The sequence below is a fragment of the Mesorhizobium sp. M4B.F.Ca.ET.203.01.1.1 genome (assembly GCF_004791025.1).
GTDB classification, from domain to species: Bacteria; Pseudomonadota; Alphaproteobacteria; order Rhizobiales; family Rhizobiaceae; genus Mesorhizobium; species Mesorhizobium abyssinicae.
The window spans coordinates 204,146-221,037 of the sequence record NZ_SRUO01000009.1; the positions used below are offsets into that span (position 1 = coordinate 204,146).

Sequence of the window (16,892 nt, forward strand, 5' to 3'; positions counted from 1 at the left end):
CCACGCCTGATCCCGCAGCCTCCGCCACCTTGTGGCTTTCCGCCGTTTTTCGTCAATCTATGGGGTGTATCGGCCTCAAGCTTGCGATAAGAGGGGACTCGAATTCCCCTCTCCCACGGATAAAAATCGCCGCCCATGACCATCTCCAATTCCGTGCCGATCACCCCGGAACTCATTGCCGCGCACGGGCTGAAGCCCGACGAATATCAGCGCATCCTCGATCTGGTCGGGCGCGAGCCGAGCTTCACCGAACTCGGCATCTTCTCGGCGATGTGGAACGAGCATTGCTCGTATAAATCCTCGAAGAAGTGGCTGCGTACCCTGCCGACGACCGGACCGCAGGTGATCCAGGGACCGGGCGAAAATGCCGGCGTGGTCGACATCGGCGACGGCGACTGCGTCGTCTTCAAGATGGAGAGCCACAACCATCCTTCCTATATCGAGCCGTATCAGGGCGCTGCGACCGGCGTCGGCGGCATATTGCGCGACGTCTTCACCATGGGCGCAAGGCCGGTGGCGGCGATGAACGCGCTGCGCTTCGGCGCGCCGGACCATCCCAAGACCCGGCACCTGGTGGCCGGCGTCGTTTCCGGCGTGGGCGGCTATGGCAATTCGTTCGGCGTGCCGACGGTCGGCGGCGAAGTCAATTTCGATCCTCGCTACAACGGCAACATCCTGGTCAATGCCTTCGCAGCCGGGCTTGCCAAGACGGATGCCATCTTCCTGTCCGAGGCCAAGGGCGTCGGCCTGCCGGTCGTCTATCTCGGCGCCAAGACCGGGCGCGACGGCGTCGGCGGCGCCACCATGGCCTCGGCCGAATTCGACGACAAGATCGAGGAGAAACGGCCGACCGTGCAGGTCGGCGACCCCTTCACCGAAAAATGCCTGCTGGAAGCCTGCCTGGAGTTGATGGCGTCCGGCGCGGTCATCGCCATCCAGGACATGGGTGCCGCCGGCCTGACCTGCTCGGCCGTCGAGATGGGCGCCAAGGGCGATCTCGGCATCGAGCTCGATCTCGACAGGGTGCCGGTGCGCGAGGAGCGCATGAGCGCCTATGAGATGATGCTGTCGGAAAGCCAGGAGCGCATGCTGATGGTGCTGCGCCCCGAGAAAGAGAAAGAGGCCGAGGCGATCTTCCACAAATGGGGTCTCGACTTCGCCATCGTCGGCAAGACCACGGACGATCTGCGCTTTCGCGTCATCCACCAGGGCGACGAGGTCGCCAATCTGCCGATCAAGGATCTCGGCGACCAGGCGCCGGAATATGACCGGCCCTGGGTCGAAGCGAAGAAGCCGGCGCCGCTCGCCGCAAACGATGCGCCCAAGGCGGATGTCGCCGACGCCTTGCTCAAGCTGCTGGGTGGGCCGGACCTCTCCTCGCGCCGCTGGGTGTGGGAGCAATACGACACGCTGATCCAGGGCAATTCGCTGCAGCTTCCCGGCGGCGACGCCGGCGTGGTGCGCGTCGAGGGCCACGCAACCAAGGCGCTCGCCTTCTCATCGGACGTGACGCCGCGCTATTGCGAGGCCGATCCCTATGAGGGCGGCAAGCAGGCGGTGGCCGAATGCTGGCGCAATCTGACGGCTACCGGCGCCTTGCCGCTCGCGGCCACCGACAACCTCAATTTCGGCAATCCGGAACGGCCGGAGATCATGGGCCAGCTGGTCGGGGCGGTGAAAGGCATTGGCGATGCCTGCCGCGCGCTCGGCTTCCCGATCGTTTCCGGCAATGTCTCGCTCTACAACGAAACCAATGGCCGCGGCATCCTGCCGACGCCGACCATCGGTGGCGTCGGGCTGATCACCGACTGGTCGAAGATGGCGCGCATCGGCTTTGCCGGAGAAGGCCAGATGATCGTGCTGGTCGGCGCGCCGGCGACCTGGGGCAGCCATCTCGGCCAGTCCGTCTATATGCGCGACATCCACGGCCGCAGCGACGGCCCGCCGCCGCCTGTCGACCTCGAGCATGAAAAGCGCGTCGGCGACCATGTCCGCGCGCTGATCGCCTCCGGCGTCGTCACCGCCGCGCACGACCTTTCCGATGGCGGCCTTGCCGTGGCGCTGGCCGAAATGGCGATGGCGTCGGGCATCGGCGCCACCATCCCGGGCCTCGTCGGCACCGATCCGATCCCGGTGTTCTTCGGCGAGGACCAGGGCCGCTATCTTCTGACGCTGTCGATCGATCCGCAAAGCAAGGAATGGGACGCCATTCGCGAGGGACAGAGTAAGCTCGGCATCTTCGCGCCCTGGATCGGCTCGACCGGCGGCCGCGATCTGAAACTCGGCGAGGCCCGGGCGATCCCCGTGAGCGAATTGACCGCCGCCCACGAATCCTGGTTTCCTCGCTTCATGGCAAACGAGGTCGTGGACCCATAATATTATGCTCGGGATGGCGTTCTGGTCGCCTTTGGAGTGGTGCATCCGCCGTCCCGGCCATATCTATGAGCTCAGTACCTGATAGGGAAAACCCGCATGGCAATGGACGCGCACGACATCGAACGGCTGATCAAGGAAGGCATTCCGGACGCCAAGGTGACGATCCGCGACCTGGCCGGCGACGGCGATCACTACGCCGCTGAAGTGGTGGCCGAGAGTTTTCGCGGCAAAAGCCGCGTCCAGCAGCACCAGATGGTCTATGACGCGCTGAAGGGCAATATGGGCGGCGTGCTGCACGCGCTCGCCCTGCAGACCAGCGTTCCGGACTGAGTCCCCTCAGATCTTCACCAGCATCGCCGTCACGTACATGAAGCCGATGCCGGCGGCCAGTCCGGCCATTGCGCCCGGCGCAAGCAGTGCGCGTGTGCCGTCGGCGCGCTGGCGAAGCTGCATCGACACGAGCTCGACGATCACCTGCAGGATCGCTCCGGCGCCGACCGCCAGCGCCAACGCCGACCATTGCGGCGCATAGGCGAGGCTGCCGATCCACAGGCCGATGACAGCGGGGCCGCCGGCCAGCAGCGTCAGCGCGGCAAAGGTCCTGAGCGGCGGGCGCTGCTTCAGGATCGGGGCGGCGATGCCGATACCCTCGGTGATGTTGTGCAGGGTGAAGCCCAGCACCAGGAAGGTGCCAAGCCCCGCCGCGCCCGACGCGAAGGCAGCGCCGATCGCCAGCCCTTCACCGAGATTGTGCAGGCCGATGCCGAGCGCGATGAAGGTGGCGAGCGCCAGACCGGTCGGCGCCCCGCTTCGCCGGCCCGCCGCCATCAACAGCAGGAAGCTGACGGCGGCGGCAAGCACGATCATGGTCGGCCCCTGGAACAGGGCAGCGGCTTCGCCGGCAAGTTCGAACGCGTCCTCCAGAGCATCGACAAACAGGAACGCGAGCAGGCCGACGGTCAGCGACAGGAGGAAATCCATGCCGCTGCGTCCGACGCCGCGCAGCGCGGGGTAGAACATCAAGCCGATCGCCACGGGCAGGATGCCGACAAAAGCGCCGAGCACCGCCTGCGCGACAAGGCTGAGCGAATCGCGCGTTGGGGTCGGGACGGCCACAGCGATCTCGTGTGTGAATGTGGTGCCGGTGCTGGTCACGACGTTGACCGCATGCGCCTCCCCCAGCACCCAGGGATATGGCAGGGCGATCCATGCCGTCGAGCCGCGCGCGATTGGGCCCGGCGGATCCTGCGTGAACTGCCAATAGGCATCGTCGACCTGGACCTGAGCGATCCTCATCGGTTCCGACCCGCCGGCGCGGACGAGGATTCGAATGCCATCGTTTCCAAGGATTGTCCGCTCGAAGGTGATGTTCTCGACTGGCGGCGCGCCGTTGCGGAAGCTCGACAGCGGATCCGAAGAGACCAGCCATGCGATGGCCAGCCCGAGCACGGCGAGCGGCAGCGCGATCCAGAGCAGATAGGCCCAGGCTGGTCGCGCTGCACGCGTATCGGCGGAAGGCTGGCTCGTATCGGTCACGACAGAGCCTCCACGACGTCGAACATGCCTGACCAGCCGAGCTCGGTGAATTCCGACTGGTGGGGGTGGAACATATAGAGGCCCGGCTCGTGCTCGCGGAAGTGGAACTCGAGGATGCCGCGCTCGGCCTGGCACTGGGTGATCAGATCGACGGTCTTCAGCGTCGGGGTGAGCGTCGTGCCCTGATTGTAGTAGTCGAAGAAATTGGCGTGCAGGTGGAAGGAGTTGATCGGGTCGAACTCGACGACATTGATGAGATAGATGCGGACAGGCTTATCCTTCAGCACCCCGATCGGCTTCTTCGCGTAGGCGTGGGCGACCGTGTTGACGGCGTAGACCTCGTTCTCGTTGTCGAAATTGGTGTCGAAGGCGTTCATGACCATCACGAACTCCTGCCAGCCGGCATTCTCAGGCGTGCCGAGCAGGCGCGAGCGGGCGACCGCGTCGTGTTCCGGATGACGGGCCGGGTCGGGATCGATGACGAAAGCGCCGTACATGCCCTTCTGGATATGCCGCTTCAACGGCAGCGCGTGGCAGTGATAGAGGTGACAGCCGAACGGCCTGGCATCGAACTCGTAGACGAACTCCTCACCCGGTCCGATCAGGCCGGCGCCCGGGACACCGTCCATGCGCGCGGCATGGATGCCGTGGAAATGCATCGAATGCGGATGCGAGCCCTGGTTGCGGAAGACGATCCGCAGCCGCTCGCCTTCGGTCGCGCGCAGCGAAGGTCCCGGCACCCGGCCATTATAGGTCCAGGCTGGAAACATGATGCCCGGCGCGATCTCGATCTCCTTGTCTTCCGCCGTGACTTCGAACGTGCGAAGCGTGCGCCCGTCCGGCAGCGTCGATACCGTCCCGGTCTCCCAATCGTTGACCAGCTTCACCGGGTCGAAGCCGTTTCGGGCGTCGTCGACCTCGCCGACCGTGATCATCGCTCCATGAGCGGACAGATGCGCCGGCTGGCCTTCGGCAGCAGCTGCCGCCGGCATCTCGTGACCGGCATGGCTTGTCTGCCCGCGCGCCGCGCTCGCCACCACCGCCGTGCCGCCTGCAGCCGCGAGGCCACCGGCCAGAAGCAACCTTCGATCGAACTTGCGCTCCAGCAGGGATTTCGTCTCGCTCATGCCAGCATCCTCCATATCGCGGGGAGCATAGCGGATGCTTCAAGATTTAGCTATAGCTATATTGTTGTGGCCGCTGCTTTGGCGGAGGAGACAAGCTCACGGCTTCTTGGGGGTTACTGCGCCGTCTTCCTGGCCGACACCGCGATGATCGGGCCAGCAGGGTATTTTCCGCCGACGATCATCCTGTCGCCGTCCGACAGCGCCGAGACCACGCCGTCGAGGAACAGCGCGTTGCGACAGGAAAGCCCGTCGCGGAACAGCCGCGCGAAGCTGCCGAGGCTGACTTCCGAGCGCGAGATCGCCAGCACGACGGTACCGCCATCGCGCACGCCAACCCCGTTGCGGACATAGCGCGAGGTGCCGTTCTGGTCGAAGCGAGGATGCAGCGCGCCGTCGATCACCAGCATCGGGCCCGACTGCGTGGCAAAGACGGAATCGGGTTTGGCGCCGGCATAGGCGCTGCTTTCCATCACCGCGGCCTTGCCGTCCCTGCCGATCAGAAACACGCCGTTCGGCTTCAGGAAGAAATTGCCCTTGGCGTCGGCAAGGTTGAGCGGCGCTCTTTCGCTGCCATCCTCGACAAGCAGCCCAACCGGCGTCAGGTCCTCGTGGTACATGCCGCCATTCATGGCAAGCAGGACTGGCCGCCCCAGCCCCTTCATCGCCTTGTCGAACATCTCCAGCGAGCCGTAGGGTTTGCCTTCAGCGCCGGCGTGGAAGAGGCCGACGTCATAGGAGTTGAGATCGATCTCGCAGACGACATAGGGGACCGCCTCGAAGCTCAAATCCCGGCACGGAGCGGGCAGTCCGCCGATGACGAGCGGCGGGCGTTCCCGCGGCCTCAGCCAAAGGGCCGCGGCCAGGGCGACGAGCAGGACGCCGATCAGGATCGTCGCGAGATGGCGCTTTTTCATTACGCTCCGGGAGGATTGGCAGCTAGGGACTTGGTGCAGCGTCAGGCCATCTTTTGCGCCATTTCGGCGCCAGCAAGGCAAATACCTTGTTTCGGTCAACCTATGGGTTTATTTGATGGTTATGTTTCGAGCCTGACTCCCACAGGCGTGAAAGGATTATCCATGAGCGGTATCAACGACTACATCGACAGCGAAGTGAAGAGCAACGACGTGGTGCTCTTCATGAAGGGCACGCCCGGCTTCCCGCAGTGCGGCTTCTCCGGCCAGGTGGTTCAGATCCTCGACTATATCGGGGCCGACTACAAAGGCGTGAACGTGCTGACGTCGGCCGAACTGCGCCAGGGCATCAAGGAATATTCCAACTGGCCGACCATCCCGCAGCTCTACGTCAAGGGCGAGTTCGTCGGCGGTTGCGATATCGTGCGCGAGATGTTCCAGGCGGGCGAACTGCAGACGTTCCTCGTCGAAAAGGGCGTCAGCGTCAAAGGCGCTGCCTGACTGAACGCGCCTGCCGGCGCCTGAGCGCCGGCGCTGGCTTCCGGGGCCGCCCCCACCTCGGCACTTTGGTTCTCGATACCGGGAACGAGACGGATCGATGCGCCGGTCAACCGGCGCAGGTTCGTTTGGAAGATCGGATCTTGCGGTGGACAAGCAGGCAGTAGCGCAGCAATCGGCAACCAGTTTGCCCATTCCGCGCTGGGAATTCATCGCGCTCTGCGCGGCGCTGATGGCGCTCAATTCTTTGGCGATCGACATCATGCTGCCGGCGCTGCAGCAGATCGGCGCCTCGCTCGGTGTCGAAAATGAAAACCACCGGCAATATGTCATCACCGCCTACATTCTGGGTTTTGGCGGTGGCCAGCTCCTGTTCGGCCCGGTCTCCGACCGCTTCGGACGGCGCGCGCCGCTGGTTGTCGGGCTGGTGATCTATGTCCTGGCGGCGGGTGCCGCAGCCATCGCCCCGTCCTTCGCTACGCTGCTCGCCTGCCGGGTGGTGCAAGGCATCGGTGCGGCTGCCACGCGCGTCATCGCCGTCTCGATCGTGCGCGACACCTTCGAGGGCCGGCGCATGGCAGAGGTGATGTCGCTGATCTTCATGGTGTTCATGGCCATTCCCGTGGTGGCGCCCGGCATCGGCCAGTTCATCATGCTGTTCGCGACCTGGCACGTCATCTTCATCACCATGGCGGCGGGCGCGCTGATCGTATCGGCCTGGGCGCTGCTGCGTCTGCCCGAAACCCTGCATCCGGAATACCGCCGGCCGCTGACGGTGCACGCCATCGTCGGCGGGTTCCGCATCGTGCTCACCAACCGCATCGCGCTCTGCTATGCCTTTGCCAGCACCTTCATCTTCGGCGCCATGTTCGGCTTCATCAATTCGGCGCAGCAGATCTATCTCGACGTCTTCCACGTCGGCGAACTGTTCCCGCTGATCTTCGCCGGCGTCGCCGGCGTGCTCGCCTTCTCGAACTATCTCAACTCGCGTCTGGTCGGCCGCGTCGGCATGCGCCGGCTGTCGCAGGGCGCGCTGCTGCTCTTCCTGACCATCAGCCTGGCCTGGCTCGTCGTCTCGCTCGAAATGCAAATGCCGCTCTGGCTGTTCGTCGGCTTCTTCGCCCTCGCAATGCTTCCGTTTGGCGGGCTCGGCGCGAACTTCAACGCACTCGCCATGGAGCCGCTCGGGCAACTGGCCGGCACAGCCTCGTCGATACTCGGCTTCATGCAGACCTTCCTCGGCGGCATTTTCGGGACGCTGATCGGGCAGGCCTACAACGGCACGGTGACACCGCTCGCCGCCGGCTTCTGCAGCGTCTCGGTGGCGGCACTGCTGATGATCCTGCTGGCAGAGCGCGGCAGGTTGTTCCAGCCGCACAATCCGCCGGTCTGATGCGTGTTACCGACGCTTCCGAATTGCGCCCGCCCCTAGACTAGCTTGCACCTTCGACAGTTGCGGTGAAACGAGGGGCAAGCATCCGCCCCGCGACGGCTCCGCCCATGCTGTCTGAAAACGGCAGCGGCAGAGCCTCGTCGAGCGCCTTGAGGATGGACGTCACGAAAGCACGGTTCAGCGCTTGGTCGGTTCCCAGATCGGAATAGGTGGCGCGTGGCTTGCCGATGAGCGTGCCGTTCCGGCGAAGCGAGAACCGCAGTGTCAGGGACATGCCGGCAGTTCCAGCCGGTGGCTTCCAGCAGGCATAGATGGCGTCCGACATCTCCACCAGGGTGTCGATGGGATCGGAACTGTGACAAGGGCGGCGCTGCTGCGCCCCGGCTTCGCAGGGGGCCGCAACCACGGCGATGACCAGGGCTGCTGCGAGGATTGCCGACCAAGGTCTCATCAGCGGTTCTCCGGACTACGCGAAGCCTCCGGCACCCGCCGGCTTGGATCGGGCCGCGGCTCCTGCCCCTACTCCGCCCAAAGCTCGCGGCGCAGTTCCTGCCAGCTGTCCTTGTCGGGGGCGACCAGGATGCCGCCGTCGATATGCGAGGGCAGATAGGCGCTGCCGTCGATCCGCGCCGCGTAGCCACCCGCTTCCTGGTGGATCAGCACGCCGGCCAGGTGATCCCACGGCATCAGCTTGTTGTAGACGACGAAATGGGCGTGGCCGCTGGCGAGCAGCCGGTATTCGTGCGCCGCGCAACGATAGCCGAATTGCGACAGCGCCTTGGTCTGGTTGCGGGCGAGCCGAGAGCGCTCGGGTTCCGGCAGGTATTGCCAGGAGACGGCGCCCGTCATTTGCGAGATCGGCACGGCCGCCGCGACGCGCACCTTCTCCAGCGCGCCATGAGCGTGGCGGATGTGGCTGCCTGCGCCTTTGGCGCCGATCAGCCAGTCCTTGCCGACGGGGTCATGGATGATGCCGGCGACGGTCTCGCCCTTGACGACAACGCCCAGCATGACGCCGAACAGCGGCACGCCGGAGGCGAAGTTGAAGGTGCCGTCGACCGGATCGATGACAAAGGCGAGCTCGGCATCGCCGAGACCGCCGAGCAGCGCCGGATTGTCGGAGCAGGCTTCCTCGCCGACGATCATGGCCGAGGGATAGCGCTCGCGCAGCCTTGCCGTGATCACCCGCTCGGCATTGACGTCGGCCTCGGTCACCAGATCGGCGGCCGATGTCTTCTGGCGGACGTCGCCTTCGCCCAGCCGGCGAAAGCGCGGCATGATCTCGGCAATGGCCGCGTCGGAGAGGAGACCGGCAAGCCAGTCGATGGCGCTATCGTCAAATGTCATGGGGATCGTCTTACCTGTCGTTGAGGGCGGCGAAGTCGAACAGCTTCCTGTCGAGCAGATGCGAGGGCCGCACATTCGTCATGGCGCGGATCATCGTGTCCTTGCGGCCGGGCATGCGCTTTTCGATGTCGTCCAGCATCGCCTTCATGGCATTGCGCTGCAGGCCTTCCTGGCTGCCGCAGAGATCGCAGGGGATGATCGGGAACTTCATCGCGTCGGCGAATTTCTCGAGATCGGCCTCAGCGTTATAGGCGAGCGGCCGCAGCACCATGACGTCGCCCTCATCGTTGAGGAGTTTCGGCGGCATGGCGGCAAGGCGACCGCCATGGAACAGGTTCATGAAGAAGGTTTCGAGGATGTCCTCGCGGTGGTGACCCAGCACGAGAGCGGCGCAGCCCTCCTCGCGCGCGATGCGGTAGAGATGGCCGCGCCGGAGCCGCGAGCAAAGCGAACAATAGGTGCTGCCTTCGGGCAGCTTGTCGGTGACCACCGAATAGGTGTCCTGATATTCGATGCGATGCGCAATGCCGTTGGCGTTGAGGTAGTCCGGCAGGATGTGTTTCGGGAAGTTCGGCTGGCCCTGGTCGAGATTGCAGGCGAGCAACTCGACCGGCAGCAGGCCGCGCCATTTGAGGTCGAGTAGCAGAGCGAGCAGACCGTAGGAATCCTTGCCGCCTGACAGCGCCACCAGCCAGCGCTCGCCGGGCTTCACCATGGCGAAGTCCTCGATCGCCTGGCGCGTCAATCTGAGGAGCCGCTTGCGCAGCTTGTTGAACTCGACGGAGGACGGCACGTCGGCGAACAGGGGATGGAAGCCGCCCTCAGTGTCGTCGCCGACCGGCTCGAGGGATTTGACGTCTGGCAGCATATTCATGGCGCATCGGCCCCAGGGACAAGTGTCGGCGCCCGGATTAGCGCATCGGCTCGGAAATCGAAATCGATTTCTGCGGCGCCGGCATGGCGGCTCGGCAAACAAAAAGGCCGCCCAATGGGCGGCCTTTCGATGGATTGCTGAAGCAACCGATCAGCGCGAATAGAATTCGACGACCAGGTTCGGTTCCATCTGCACGGCGAACGGAACATCCGACAGGCCGGGGATGCGCGCGAAGGTGGCGGTCATCTTGTTGTGGTCGGCTTCGATATAGTCAGGCACATCGCGCTCGGCGAGAGCGACCGATTCCAGCACGATGACGAGCTGCTTCGACTTCTCGCGCACCTCGACGACGTCGCCCGGCTTGCAGCGATACGAGCCGATGTTGACGCGCTTGCCGTTGACGTTGACGTGGCCGTGGTTGACGAACTGGCGGGCGGCGAAAATGGTCGGCACGAACTTGGCGCGGTAGACGACCGCGTCGAGACGCGACTCGAGCAGGCCGATCAGGTTCTCCGAGGTGTCGCCCTTGCGGCGGTCGGCCTCTTCATAGACCTTGCGGAACTGCTTTTCCGAAACGTCGCCATAGTGGCCCTTCAGCTTCTGCTTGGCGCGCAGCTGCAGGCCGAAGTCGGAAAGCTTGCCCTTGCGGCGCTGGCCGTGCTGGCCGGGGCCGTATTCACGCTTGTTGACCGGGGACTTCGGGCGGCCCCAGATGTTCTCGCCGAGACGGCGGTCGATCTTGTATTTCGCGGATTCGCGCTTGCTCATCGCATTCCCTTTCAAAACAATACACCCGGAACCTCATGCTCCGAGTGAAGGAAACGCGCCCTCCTCTGGCCTCCGTTTTCGAGACCTGACAGGGTTCTCCACGCAACGCGACGGAAAACCCACGGGACACGTCAGTTAACAAGGCCTAGGAAGAAACAATCGAACTTCCGTCTGCCTCGCCCATAAAGAAAACCACCGGGCATTGCGGCCCGGTGTTGGCGCGCTGATTAAACGGAGATTTAGGCGGTGTCAAGCTTGTGCGTGGCTCTGCGGGCCAATCACCGAGAGCCCGCGGCCCCGCAGGCGGGTTTTTGCTTTTCTTCCCAAGCGCAGCGAGATCAGCTCTTCGATTTCTTCTCGGGCAAGCCCTTGCGCCTGGTCTCCGCGAATTCCTCGAGCTGCTTTTCGCTCATCGATTCGTACATTCCCTTCGAGGCGCCCTTGAGCTCGCTCTTCTTGGTGTCACCGCGCTTTGCCGACAGCGCAGCGCCGGCGGCCTTTTGCTGAGCTTTCGATGTGGCAGGCATGGTCGTTTCTCCCAATTGACTATGGGAGGGAACGCAGCCGCCCAGCCGATGTTCCTGCCGTCACGGGATCGTCAGACCAAAACCCTGCATCAGCCGGCTGACCGCGAAATCCGCCTTGCCGGAGGTGAAGACGGCAATGTCGGGCTCGCCTTGCGAGGATCCGTTGACCGGCGGGAGCAACGACATGGCGCGGCGGGCTATCGCTTCGGCCGGATCGATCCAGTCCACCGGCCAGGGCGCGGTCTTGCGCATGCGGTTGACCAGGAATGGATAGTGGGTGCAGGCAAGCACGACGATGTCGGTATGCTGCCCATCGCGTTCGATGAAGCAGGGCGCGATCTCGGCGCGCACGGCGTCCTCGTCGACAAAGCCCTCGCGCATGTAGACCTCGGCCAGTCCGGCCAGATTGTCGCTGCCGACCAGGCGGACATGGCATTTCTGCGCCCATTTGCTGATCAGGTCGCGCGTGTACTGCCGCTTCACCGTGCCCGGCGTCGCCAGCACCGAGACCAGGCCGGAGCGGGTGCGTTCCGCCGCCGGCTTGACCGCCGGCACCGTGCCGACGAAGGGATGGCCGGGAAATCTTTCGCGAAGCGCATCGATCACCAGCGTCGAGGCGGTGTTGCAGGCGATGACGGAGATCGCCGGCGAAAACCGGTCGAGCAGCCTGGCGAAGAGATCGAGTATGTGCGTGCGCAGCGCCGGCTCCTCCCAGGCGCCGAAGGGAAAGGCCGCGTCGTCGGCGACATAGACGAAGCGCCGGTCGGGCATCAGCACGCGCGCCTCGCGCAGCACGGTCAGGCCGCCGACGCCGGAATCGAACATCAGGATCGGCCGGTCAGTCATTGTCTGTGCCCTTGCCGCCCAGCGGCGCGTCATTATCGTCGCCATTGGCGTTGGGCGCCTGGCCCGCTTCCGCCTTGCGGGCGCGCGCGGCAGCGGCGGGCAGCCGTCTCGGATCGTCGCCGGGGGAGCCATCGCCGCGCGGCATCGCCGGCGAAAATCTGTCCAGCGACGAGATGATGCCCCTTAGCACCTTCAGTTCCGGCTCGGCGAAACCGGCGCGCGTCAGCACGGCACGCAGATTGTCGACCATCTTCGGCTTCTTCCCTTCCGGGCGGAAATAGCCGCGCGCCTCCAGCGCGCCTTCGAGATAGGTGAACAGGCTGTGCAACTGCTCCTTGGTCGCCGGCACGAGTTCCGGTCCGGAGAAGTTGGTCTGGGTTTCGTCCTCCAGTCCCGACTTCATCCATTCATAGGACATCAGAAGCACGGCCTGGGCGATGTTGAGCGACGAGAAGCCAGGATCGACCGGGAAGGTAACGATCTCGTCGGCGAGCCCGACTTCCTCATTGTAGAGGCCGAAGCGCTCGCGGCCGAACAGGATGCCGGTTCGCAGCCCGGCACGCTGCCGCGTCCTCAGCGCCCTGCCCGCCTCGACCGGTCCGCGCACGGCCTTGAAGCCGTCGCGCTCGCGCGCCGTGGTGGCGAAGACGAAATTGAGATCGGCGACCGCCGTGGCGAGATCGTCGAAAACCCGCACCGCATCGATGACATGGTCGGCGCGGCTTGCCGCGGCGCGCGCCTTCTCGCTCGGCCAGCCATCGCGCGGATTGACCAGCCTGAGCTCGGCAAGGCCGAAATTGGCCATGGCGCGCGCGACCATGCCGATGTTCTCGCCAAGCTGCGGCTCGACCAGTATGATCGCCGGGCCGGCTGCGATGGGGGTGTCTCGGGATTGTTCGTCGGCTGGCATGGACGTCAATGAACTGCTGTTTGCGGCATTTCGGCGACCCCTGCCATATTCGGCGGCGAAAATGAAGCTTTCGCAAAGAATGGCATCAAGCGGCACCGCCGATCGCCGTTTGCGCGCTCAAAAAGCCTTTGATATACGCTCGGCATCCCCGGCCGAACGCCATGCGGGCAAGGCCGTTCCGATCCCCAGCAACGAGGCATTCTTTCCATGGCGAAGATCAAGGTGGCGAACCCGGTCGTCGAGCTCGACGGCGACGAGATGACCCGCATCATCTGGCAGTTCATCAAGGACAAGCTGATCCACCCCTATCTCGACATCAAGCTCGACTACTACGATCTCGGCATCGAGCACCGCGACGCCACCAACGACCAGGTGACGATCGACTCGGCCAACGCCATCAAGAAATACGGCGTCGGCGTGAAATGCGCGACGATCACCCCCGACGAGCAGCGCGTCGAGGAATTCAAGCTGAAGAAGATGTGGAAGTCGCCGAACGGCACGATCCGCAATATCCTGGGCGGCACCATCTTCCGCGAGCCGATCATCATGAAGAACGTGCCGCGCCTGGTGCCCGGCTGGACCAAGCCGATCATCGTCGGCCGCCACGCCTTCGGCGACCAGTACCGCGCCACCGACTTCCGCTATCCCGGCAAGGGCAAGCTGACGATCAAGTTCGTCGGCGAGGACGGCACCGTGATCGAGCACGACGTGTTCGACGCGCCGGCCGCCGGCGTCGCCATGGCCATGTACAATCTCGACGAATCGATCCGCGAGTTTGCCCGCGCCTCGCTGAACTACGGCCTGCTGCGCAACTATCCGGTCTACCTCTCGACCAAGAACACCATCCTCAAGGCCTATGACGGCCGCTTCAAGGACATCTTCCAGGAAGTCTACGAGAAGGAATTCGAGGCCGAGTTCAAGGCGAAGAAACTCTGGTACGAGCACCGGCTGATCGACGACATGGTGGCCTCCAGCCTGAAATGGTCGGGCGGCTATGTCTGGGCCTGCAAGAACTATGACGGCGACGTGCAGTCGGACACGGTGGCGCAAGGCTTCGGCTCGCTCGGCCTGATGACCTCGGTGCTGATGACGCCAGACGGCAAGACCGTGGAAGCGGAAGCCGCGCACGGCACCGTCACCCGCCACTATCGCCAGCACCAGAAGGGCGAGGAAACCTCGACCAACTCGATCGCCTCGATCTTCGCCTGGACGCGCGGTCTCGCCCACCGCGCCAAGCTCGACGACAATGCCGAGTTGAAGCGCTTCGCCGAGACCTTGGAAAAGGTCTGCATCCAGACGGTGGAGTCCGGCTTCATGACCAAGGACCTGTCGCTGCTGATCGGTCCCGACCAGCCCTGGCTGTCGACCACCGGTTTCCTCGACAAGATCGACGAGAACCTGCAGAAGGCCATGGGGTAAGAACCCAAATTTCGACATGCCGAAGGCTCCGAAAGGAGCCTTCGCTTTTTGGGCAGCAACGCGAGCGGAAGCAAGGGGCTGACGATGAGCAAGCCAATCCTCTACGGTGCCGACTATAGCGTCTATGTCCGCATCGCACGGCTGGCGCTGGAAGAGAAAGGCATCGGCTACGACCTCGTGCCGGTCGACGTCTTTGCCCCGGAAGGCGTTCCGGCCTGGTATCTCGAACATCATCCGTTCGGCCGCATTCCGGCTTTCGAGCATGACGGCTTTCGCCTGTTCGAGGCGAGCGCGATCGCCCGCTATGCCGACGAGGCCTTCGACGGCCCGGCGCTGCAGCCGAAAGAGGCGCGCAGCCGGGCAAGGATGAACCAGATCATCGGCCTGCTCGACGCCTATGGCTACCGCGCCATGGTCTGGGATGTCGCCGTCGAGCGGCTGGAGCAAAACCCGCCCGACGAGGCCCTGATCAGCAAGGGCCTGTCGCAAGCGGAGGCTGTGCTGCGGACACTGTCGGCGCTGAAGGCCGACGGGCCGTGGCTGCTGGGGTCGCAACTGACCCTTGCCGACCTGCATGCAGCCCCAATCATCGGCTATTTCGTCAAGGTCGCAGAAGGGCGTGAATTGCTTGCCCGATTTGCCGACATCAGCGACCGGTATGCGCGCTTCGCTGATCGCGCGAGCTTCGCCAGGACCGAACAGGCGGGCTGATGCGCGCCGTCCATGTCAGCTATGCGACGCCGAACCTGTCGCAGGCCGGCAAGCTGCTGCTGAAGAGCGCGCGCCGCTTCGGCCTCGACAGTCATCTCTATACGCCGGACCACCCGGTGCTGGTCGACCTGGCGCGAAAATACCCATCGATCATGGCCGCGCCGCGCGGCGCCGGCTACTGGCTGTGGAAGCCCTTCATCACGCTGGACATGATGAACCGCGTGCCCGACGGCACGCCGGTCCTCTACAGCGACGCCGCACTGACCTTCATCGCCGACCCCGCGCCTCTGATCGCGCTTTCCAGCCAGCACCCGGTATGCCTGTTCAAGATGGGCGGGCGGATGCTGCAGGGCGCCTGGACCAAGCGCGACTGCTTTGTCGAAATGGATGCCGACCGGGAGGAGTTCTGGTCGCTGCCGCAGCTATGGGCCGGCATGCAGCTCTACCGCGCCGGGCCGGAAGCGAGGGCTTTCCTCAAGCTGCTCACGACAGCCATGGCGAGCGAGGTTCGGCTGACCGACATGCCGAACATCCACGGCCTTCCCAACCTGCCCGGTTTTGTTGAGCATCGGCATGATCAATCGGTGCTGACGACCCTTGCCAGGCAGCAGCGCGCCGCCATTTTTCGCAGCCCGTCGCAGGAGTGGCACGATCCATCGGCGCCAGCGAGCGAGACGCCGTTCGGCCAAACGGTGTTTGTGCACCGCAGGCGAAACCTCCCCTATTTCAGGTGGGTTTACAGGCGCCTGCGCCAGAAATACACGGGCGGCCAAGGCTTCCTTTGATCATGCCGGTCTCTCGCGAGGGCCCGGCGGCTCTCAAGCTTCTGCACCATGAGCCGAGTGCCGTTCAGTCAGGCAGATAGATTTCGGCTTTCATGAAGGTCTTCGCGCGGCCCGTGATCCGCACGCGGTCTCCGGCCAGCTCGCACAGCAGGTGGCCGCCGCGCTGCGAGCACTGGAAGGCCGACAGCTCCGTCTTGCCGAGCTTTTCGGACCAATAAGGTATCAGCGTCGCGTGGATGGAGCCGGTCACCGGATCTTCGGGAATGCCCGCGCCTGGCGCGAAGTAGCGGGACACGAAATCATGGATCTCGCCGCGCGCGGTGACGACCACGCCGAGCGGGTGGAACGTCGCAATCCCGGATAGGTCCGGGACAAAGCAGCGCACGGCGGTCTCGTCGGCCAGTTCGACGAACAGGTTCTCGAAGTTGCGGAAGCTCGCAACCGGGCGCGCCGAAACGACGTCCTGAAGCGCGGATGCCAGCTCGGCGTCCACGGGCTGCGGCGGAAAGCACGGCAGATCGAGCTGGTAGGCGCCGCCGCGCCTGGAAACCCCGAGCTCGCCCACCCGTGTGGCGAAGGCCATGTCGCCGGCGACATCGTGTTCCTGGGCCAGCACATGGGCGGTGGCCAGCGTGGCGTGGCCGCAGAAGTCGGCTTCATGGACCGGGGTGAACCAGCGCAAATCCCAGCCCTTGCCGTTCGGCCGCGCGAACGCGGTCTCGGCAAGGTTGTTTTCGTTGGCGATGGCCTGCATGACATGTTCCGGTAGCCAGTCCTCGAGGATGAGGACGGCGGCCGGATTGCCGTGGAAGGCCCGGTCGGCGAAGGCGTCGACCTGGTACATGGTCAGTGTCGTCACTTCGC

Annotated in this window: 18 protein-coding genes; 7 read left to right on the forward strand and 11 right to left on the reverse strand. The window is 64.5% G+C overall.

The features are described from left to right. Nucleotides 1–135 precede the first annotated feature (135 nt). Nucleotides 136–2,376 carry a phosphoribosylformylglycinamidine synthase subunit PurL gene (gene purL, locus EN846_RS20630; protein WP_135859253.1) on the forward strand — a complete coding sequence of 747 codons (2,241 nt, stop codon included), beginning with the start codon at nt 136–138 and terminating at the stop codon, nt 2,374–2,376. A 96-nt stretch (nt 2,377–2,472) separates the two neighbouring features. Then, nucleotides 2,473–2,706, forward strand: coding sequence for a BolA family transcriptional regulator (locus tag EN846_RS20635; RefSeq protein ID WP_023674714.1), 234 nt, complete (start codon nt 2,473–2,475; stop codon nt 2,704–2,706). A gap of 6 nt (nt 2,707–2,712) precedes the next feature. On the opposite strand, the gene EN846_RS20640 is transcribed toward EN846_RS20635, so the two are convergent. The 3 genes from EN846_RS20640 to EN846_RS20650 all read right to left on the reverse strand — a co-directional run bounded on the left by EN846_RS20640 (nt 2,713) and on the right by EN846_RS20650 (nt 5,953). After that, complete coding sequence (locus tag EN846_RS20640) at nt 2,713–3,912, reverse strand: metal transporter (RefSeq protein ID WP_128346688.1); 1,200 nt, start codon at nt 3,910–3,912, stop codon at nt 2,713–2,715. After that, the gene (locus tag EN846_RS20645; RefSeq protein WP_127391995.1) at nt 3,909–5,039 is read right to left on the reverse strand and encodes a multicopper oxidase domain-containing protein; all 1,131 of its coding nucleotides are present in this window, start codon (nt 5,037–5,039) and stop codon (nt 3,909–3,911) included. The genes EN846_RS20640 and EN846_RS20645 overlap by 4 nt, the downstream gene beginning before the upstream one ends. A gap of 113 nt (nt 5,040–5,152) precedes the next feature. Next, nucleotides 5,153–5,953: a phosphodiester glycosidase family protein gene (locus EN846_RS20650; RefSeq protein ID WP_127391994.1), complete on the reverse strand. Its 801-nt coding sequence runs from the start codon at nt 5,951–5,953 to the stop codon at nt 5,153–5,155. A 162-nt stretch (nt 5,954–6,115) separates the two neighbouring features. Here EN846_RS20650 and grxD point away from each other — a divergent pair, with 162 nt between their 5' ends. Next, entirely contained in the window at nt 6,116–6,451 is a 336-nt protein-coding gene (gene grxD / locus EN846_RS20655) for a Grx4 family monothiol glutaredoxin (protein ID WP_127282336.1), read from the forward strand. Nucleotides 6,452–6,596: 145 nt separating this feature from the next. Further along, entirely contained in the window at nt 6,597–7,841 is a 1,245-nt protein-coding gene (locus EN846_RS20660; RefSeq protein WP_135913949.1) for a multidrug effflux MFS transporter, read from the forward strand. Nucleotides 7,842–7,881: 40 nt separating this feature from the next. Here EN846_RS20660 and EN846_RS20665 read toward each other — a convergent pair whose 3' ends face one another. From EN846_RS20665 to EN846_RS20695, 7 genes are all read right to left on the reverse strand, one after another. Beyond that, a complete protein-coding gene (locus tag EN846_RS20665) occupies nt 7,882–8,292 on the reverse strand; it encodes a hypothetical protein (RefSeq protein ID WP_127282338.1) in 411 nt (136 codons plus the stop codon). Between the two features lie 68 nt (nt 8,293–8,360). Then, a complete protein-coding gene (locus EN846_RS20670) occupies nt 8,361–9,188 on the reverse strand; it encodes an inositol monophosphatase family protein (protein WP_127282339.1) in 828 nt (275 codons plus the stop codon). Between the two features lie 10 nt (nt 9,189–9,198). Continuing rightward, nucleotides 9,199–10,056 (reverse strand): tRNA 2-thiocytidine(32) synthetase TtcA, encoded by an 858-nt coding sequence (gene ttcA / locus EN846_RS20675; protein ID WP_187331405.1) that lies wholly within the window; start codon nt 10,054–10,056, stop codon nt 9,199–9,201. Nucleotides 10,057–10,212: 156 nt separating this feature from the next. Further along, complete coding sequence (gene rpsD / locus EN846_RS20680; RefSeq protein ID WP_126054848.1) at nt 10,213–10,830, reverse strand: 30S ribosomal protein S4; 618 nt, start codon at nt 10,828–10,830, stop codon at nt 10,213–10,215. A 338-nt stretch (nt 10,831–11,168) separates the two neighbouring features. Further along, on the reverse strand, nt 11,169–11,357 hold the full coding sequence (locus EN846_RS20685; protein WP_126054849.1) for a DUF3008 family protein: 189 nt from the start codon (nt 11,355–11,357) through the stop codon (nt 11,169–11,171). Nucleotides 11,358–11,417: 60 nt separating this feature from the next. Beyond that, the gene (gene murI, locus EN846_RS20690) at nt 11,418–12,203 is read right to left on the reverse strand and encodes a glutamate racemase (protein WP_127282341.1); all 786 of its coding nucleotides are present in this window, start codon (nt 12,201–12,203) and stop codon (nt 11,418–11,420) included. Beyond that, a complete protein-coding gene (locus EN846_RS20695; RefSeq protein ID WP_127282342.1) occupies nt 12,196–13,113 on the reverse strand; it encodes an RNA methyltransferase in 918 nt (305 codons plus the stop codon). The genes murI and EN846_RS20695 overlap by 8 nt, the downstream gene beginning before the upstream one ends. Nucleotides 13,114–13,320: 207 nt before the next feature. Here EN846_RS20695 and EN846_RS20700 point away from each other — a divergent pair, with 207 nt between their 5' ends. The 3 genes from EN846_RS20700 to EN846_RS20710 all read left to right on the forward strand — a co-directional run bounded on the left by EN846_RS20700 (nt 13,321) and on the right by EN846_RS20710 (nt 16,028). After that, entirely contained in the window at nt 13,321–14,532 is a 1,212-nt protein-coding gene (locus tag EN846_RS20700; RefSeq protein ID WP_127282343.1) for an NADP-dependent isocitrate dehydrogenase, read from the forward strand. Between the two features lie 84 nt (nt 14,533–14,616). Continuing rightward, nucleotides 14,617–15,243, forward strand: coding sequence for a glutathione S-transferase family protein (locus EN846_RS20705; protein WP_127391992.1), 627 nt, complete (start codon nt 14,617–14,619; stop codon nt 15,241–15,243). Then, entirely contained in the window at nt 15,243–16,028 is a 786-nt protein-coding gene (locus tag EN846_RS20710; RefSeq protein WP_127391991.1) for a hypothetical protein, read from the forward strand. The genes EN846_RS20705 and EN846_RS20710 overlap by 1 nt, the downstream gene beginning before the upstream one ends. 64 nt (nt 16,029–16,092) lie before the next feature. Here the strand turns inward: EN846_RS20710 and EN846_RS20715 are convergent, their stop codons facing one another. Beyond that, nucleotides 16,093–16,872: a PhzF family phenazine biosynthesis protein gene (locus EN846_RS20715; protein ID WP_127391990.1), complete on the reverse strand. Its 780-nt coding sequence runs from the start codon at nt 16,870–16,872 to the stop codon at nt 16,093–16,095. Nucleotides 16,873–16,892: the final 20 nt, after the last annotated feature.

What these genes read in the sequence shown, in the direction of transcription:
- purL (WP_135859253.1), top strand. Translation starts at nt 136, where the DNA reads ATGACCATCTCCAATTCCGTGCCGATCACCCCGGAACTCATTGCCGCG.
- EN846_RS20635 (WP_023674714.1), top strand. Translation starts at nt 2,473, where the DNA reads ATGGCAATGGACGCGCACGACATCGAACGGCTGATCAAGGAAGGCATT.
- EN846_RS20645 (WP_127391995.1), bottom strand. Translation starts at nt 5,039, where the DNA reads ATGAGCGAGACGAAATCCCTGCTGGAGCGCAAGTTCGATCGAAGGTTG.
- EN846_RS20650 (WP_127391994.1), bottom strand. Translation starts at nt 5,953, where the DNA reads ATGAAAAAGCGCCATCTCGCGACGATCCTGATCGGCGTCCTGCTCGTC.
- grxD (WP_127282336.1), top strand. Translation starts at nt 6,116, where the DNA reads ATGAGCGGTATCAACGACTACATCGACAGCGAAGTGAAGAGCAACGAC.
- EN846_RS20665 (WP_127282338.1), bottom strand. Translation starts at nt 8,292, where the DNA reads ATGAGACCTTGGTCGGCAATCCTCGCAGCAGCCCTGGTCATCGCCGTG.
- EN846_RS20670 (WP_127282339.1), bottom strand. Translation starts at nt 9,188, where the DNA reads ATGACATTTGACGATAGCGCCATCGACTGGCTTGCCGGTCTCCTCTCC.
- ttcA (WP_187331405.1), bottom strand. Translation starts at nt 10,056, where the DNA reads ATGCTGCCAGACGTCAAATCCCTCGAGCCGGTCGGCGACGACACTGAG.
- rpsD (WP_126054848.1), bottom strand. Translation starts at nt 10,830, where the DNA reads ATGAGCAAGCGCGAATCCGCGAAATACAAGATCGACCGCCGTCTCGGC.
- EN846_RS20685 (WP_126054849.1), bottom strand. Translation starts at nt 11,357, where the DNA reads ATGCCTGCCACATCGAAAGCTCAGCAAAAGGCCGCCGGCGCTGCGCTG.
- murI (WP_127282341.1), bottom strand. Translation starts at nt 12,203, where the DNA reads ATGACTGACCGGCCGATCCTGATGTTCGATTCCGGCGTCGGCGGCCTG.
- EN846_RS20695 (WP_127282342.1), bottom strand. Translation starts at nt 13,113, where the DNA reads ATGCCAGCCGACGAACAATCCCGAGACACCCCCATCGCAGCCGGCCCG.
- EN846_RS20700 (WP_127282343.1), top strand. Translation starts at nt 13,321, where the DNA reads ATGGCGAAGATCAAGGTGGCGAACCCGGTCGTCGAGCTCGACGGCGAC.
- EN846_RS20705 (WP_127391992.1), top strand. Translation starts at nt 14,617, where the DNA reads ATGAGCAAGCCAATCCTCTACGGTGCCGACTATAGCGTCTATGTCCGC.
- EN846_RS20710 (WP_127391991.1), top strand. Translation starts at nt 15,243, where the DNA reads ATGCGCGCCGTCCATGTCAGCTATGCGACGCCGAACCTGTCGCAGGCC.
- EN846_RS20715 (WP_127391990.1), bottom strand. Translation starts at nt 16,872, where the DNA reads ATGTACCAGGTCGACGCCTTCGCCGACCGGGCCTTCCACGGCAATCCG.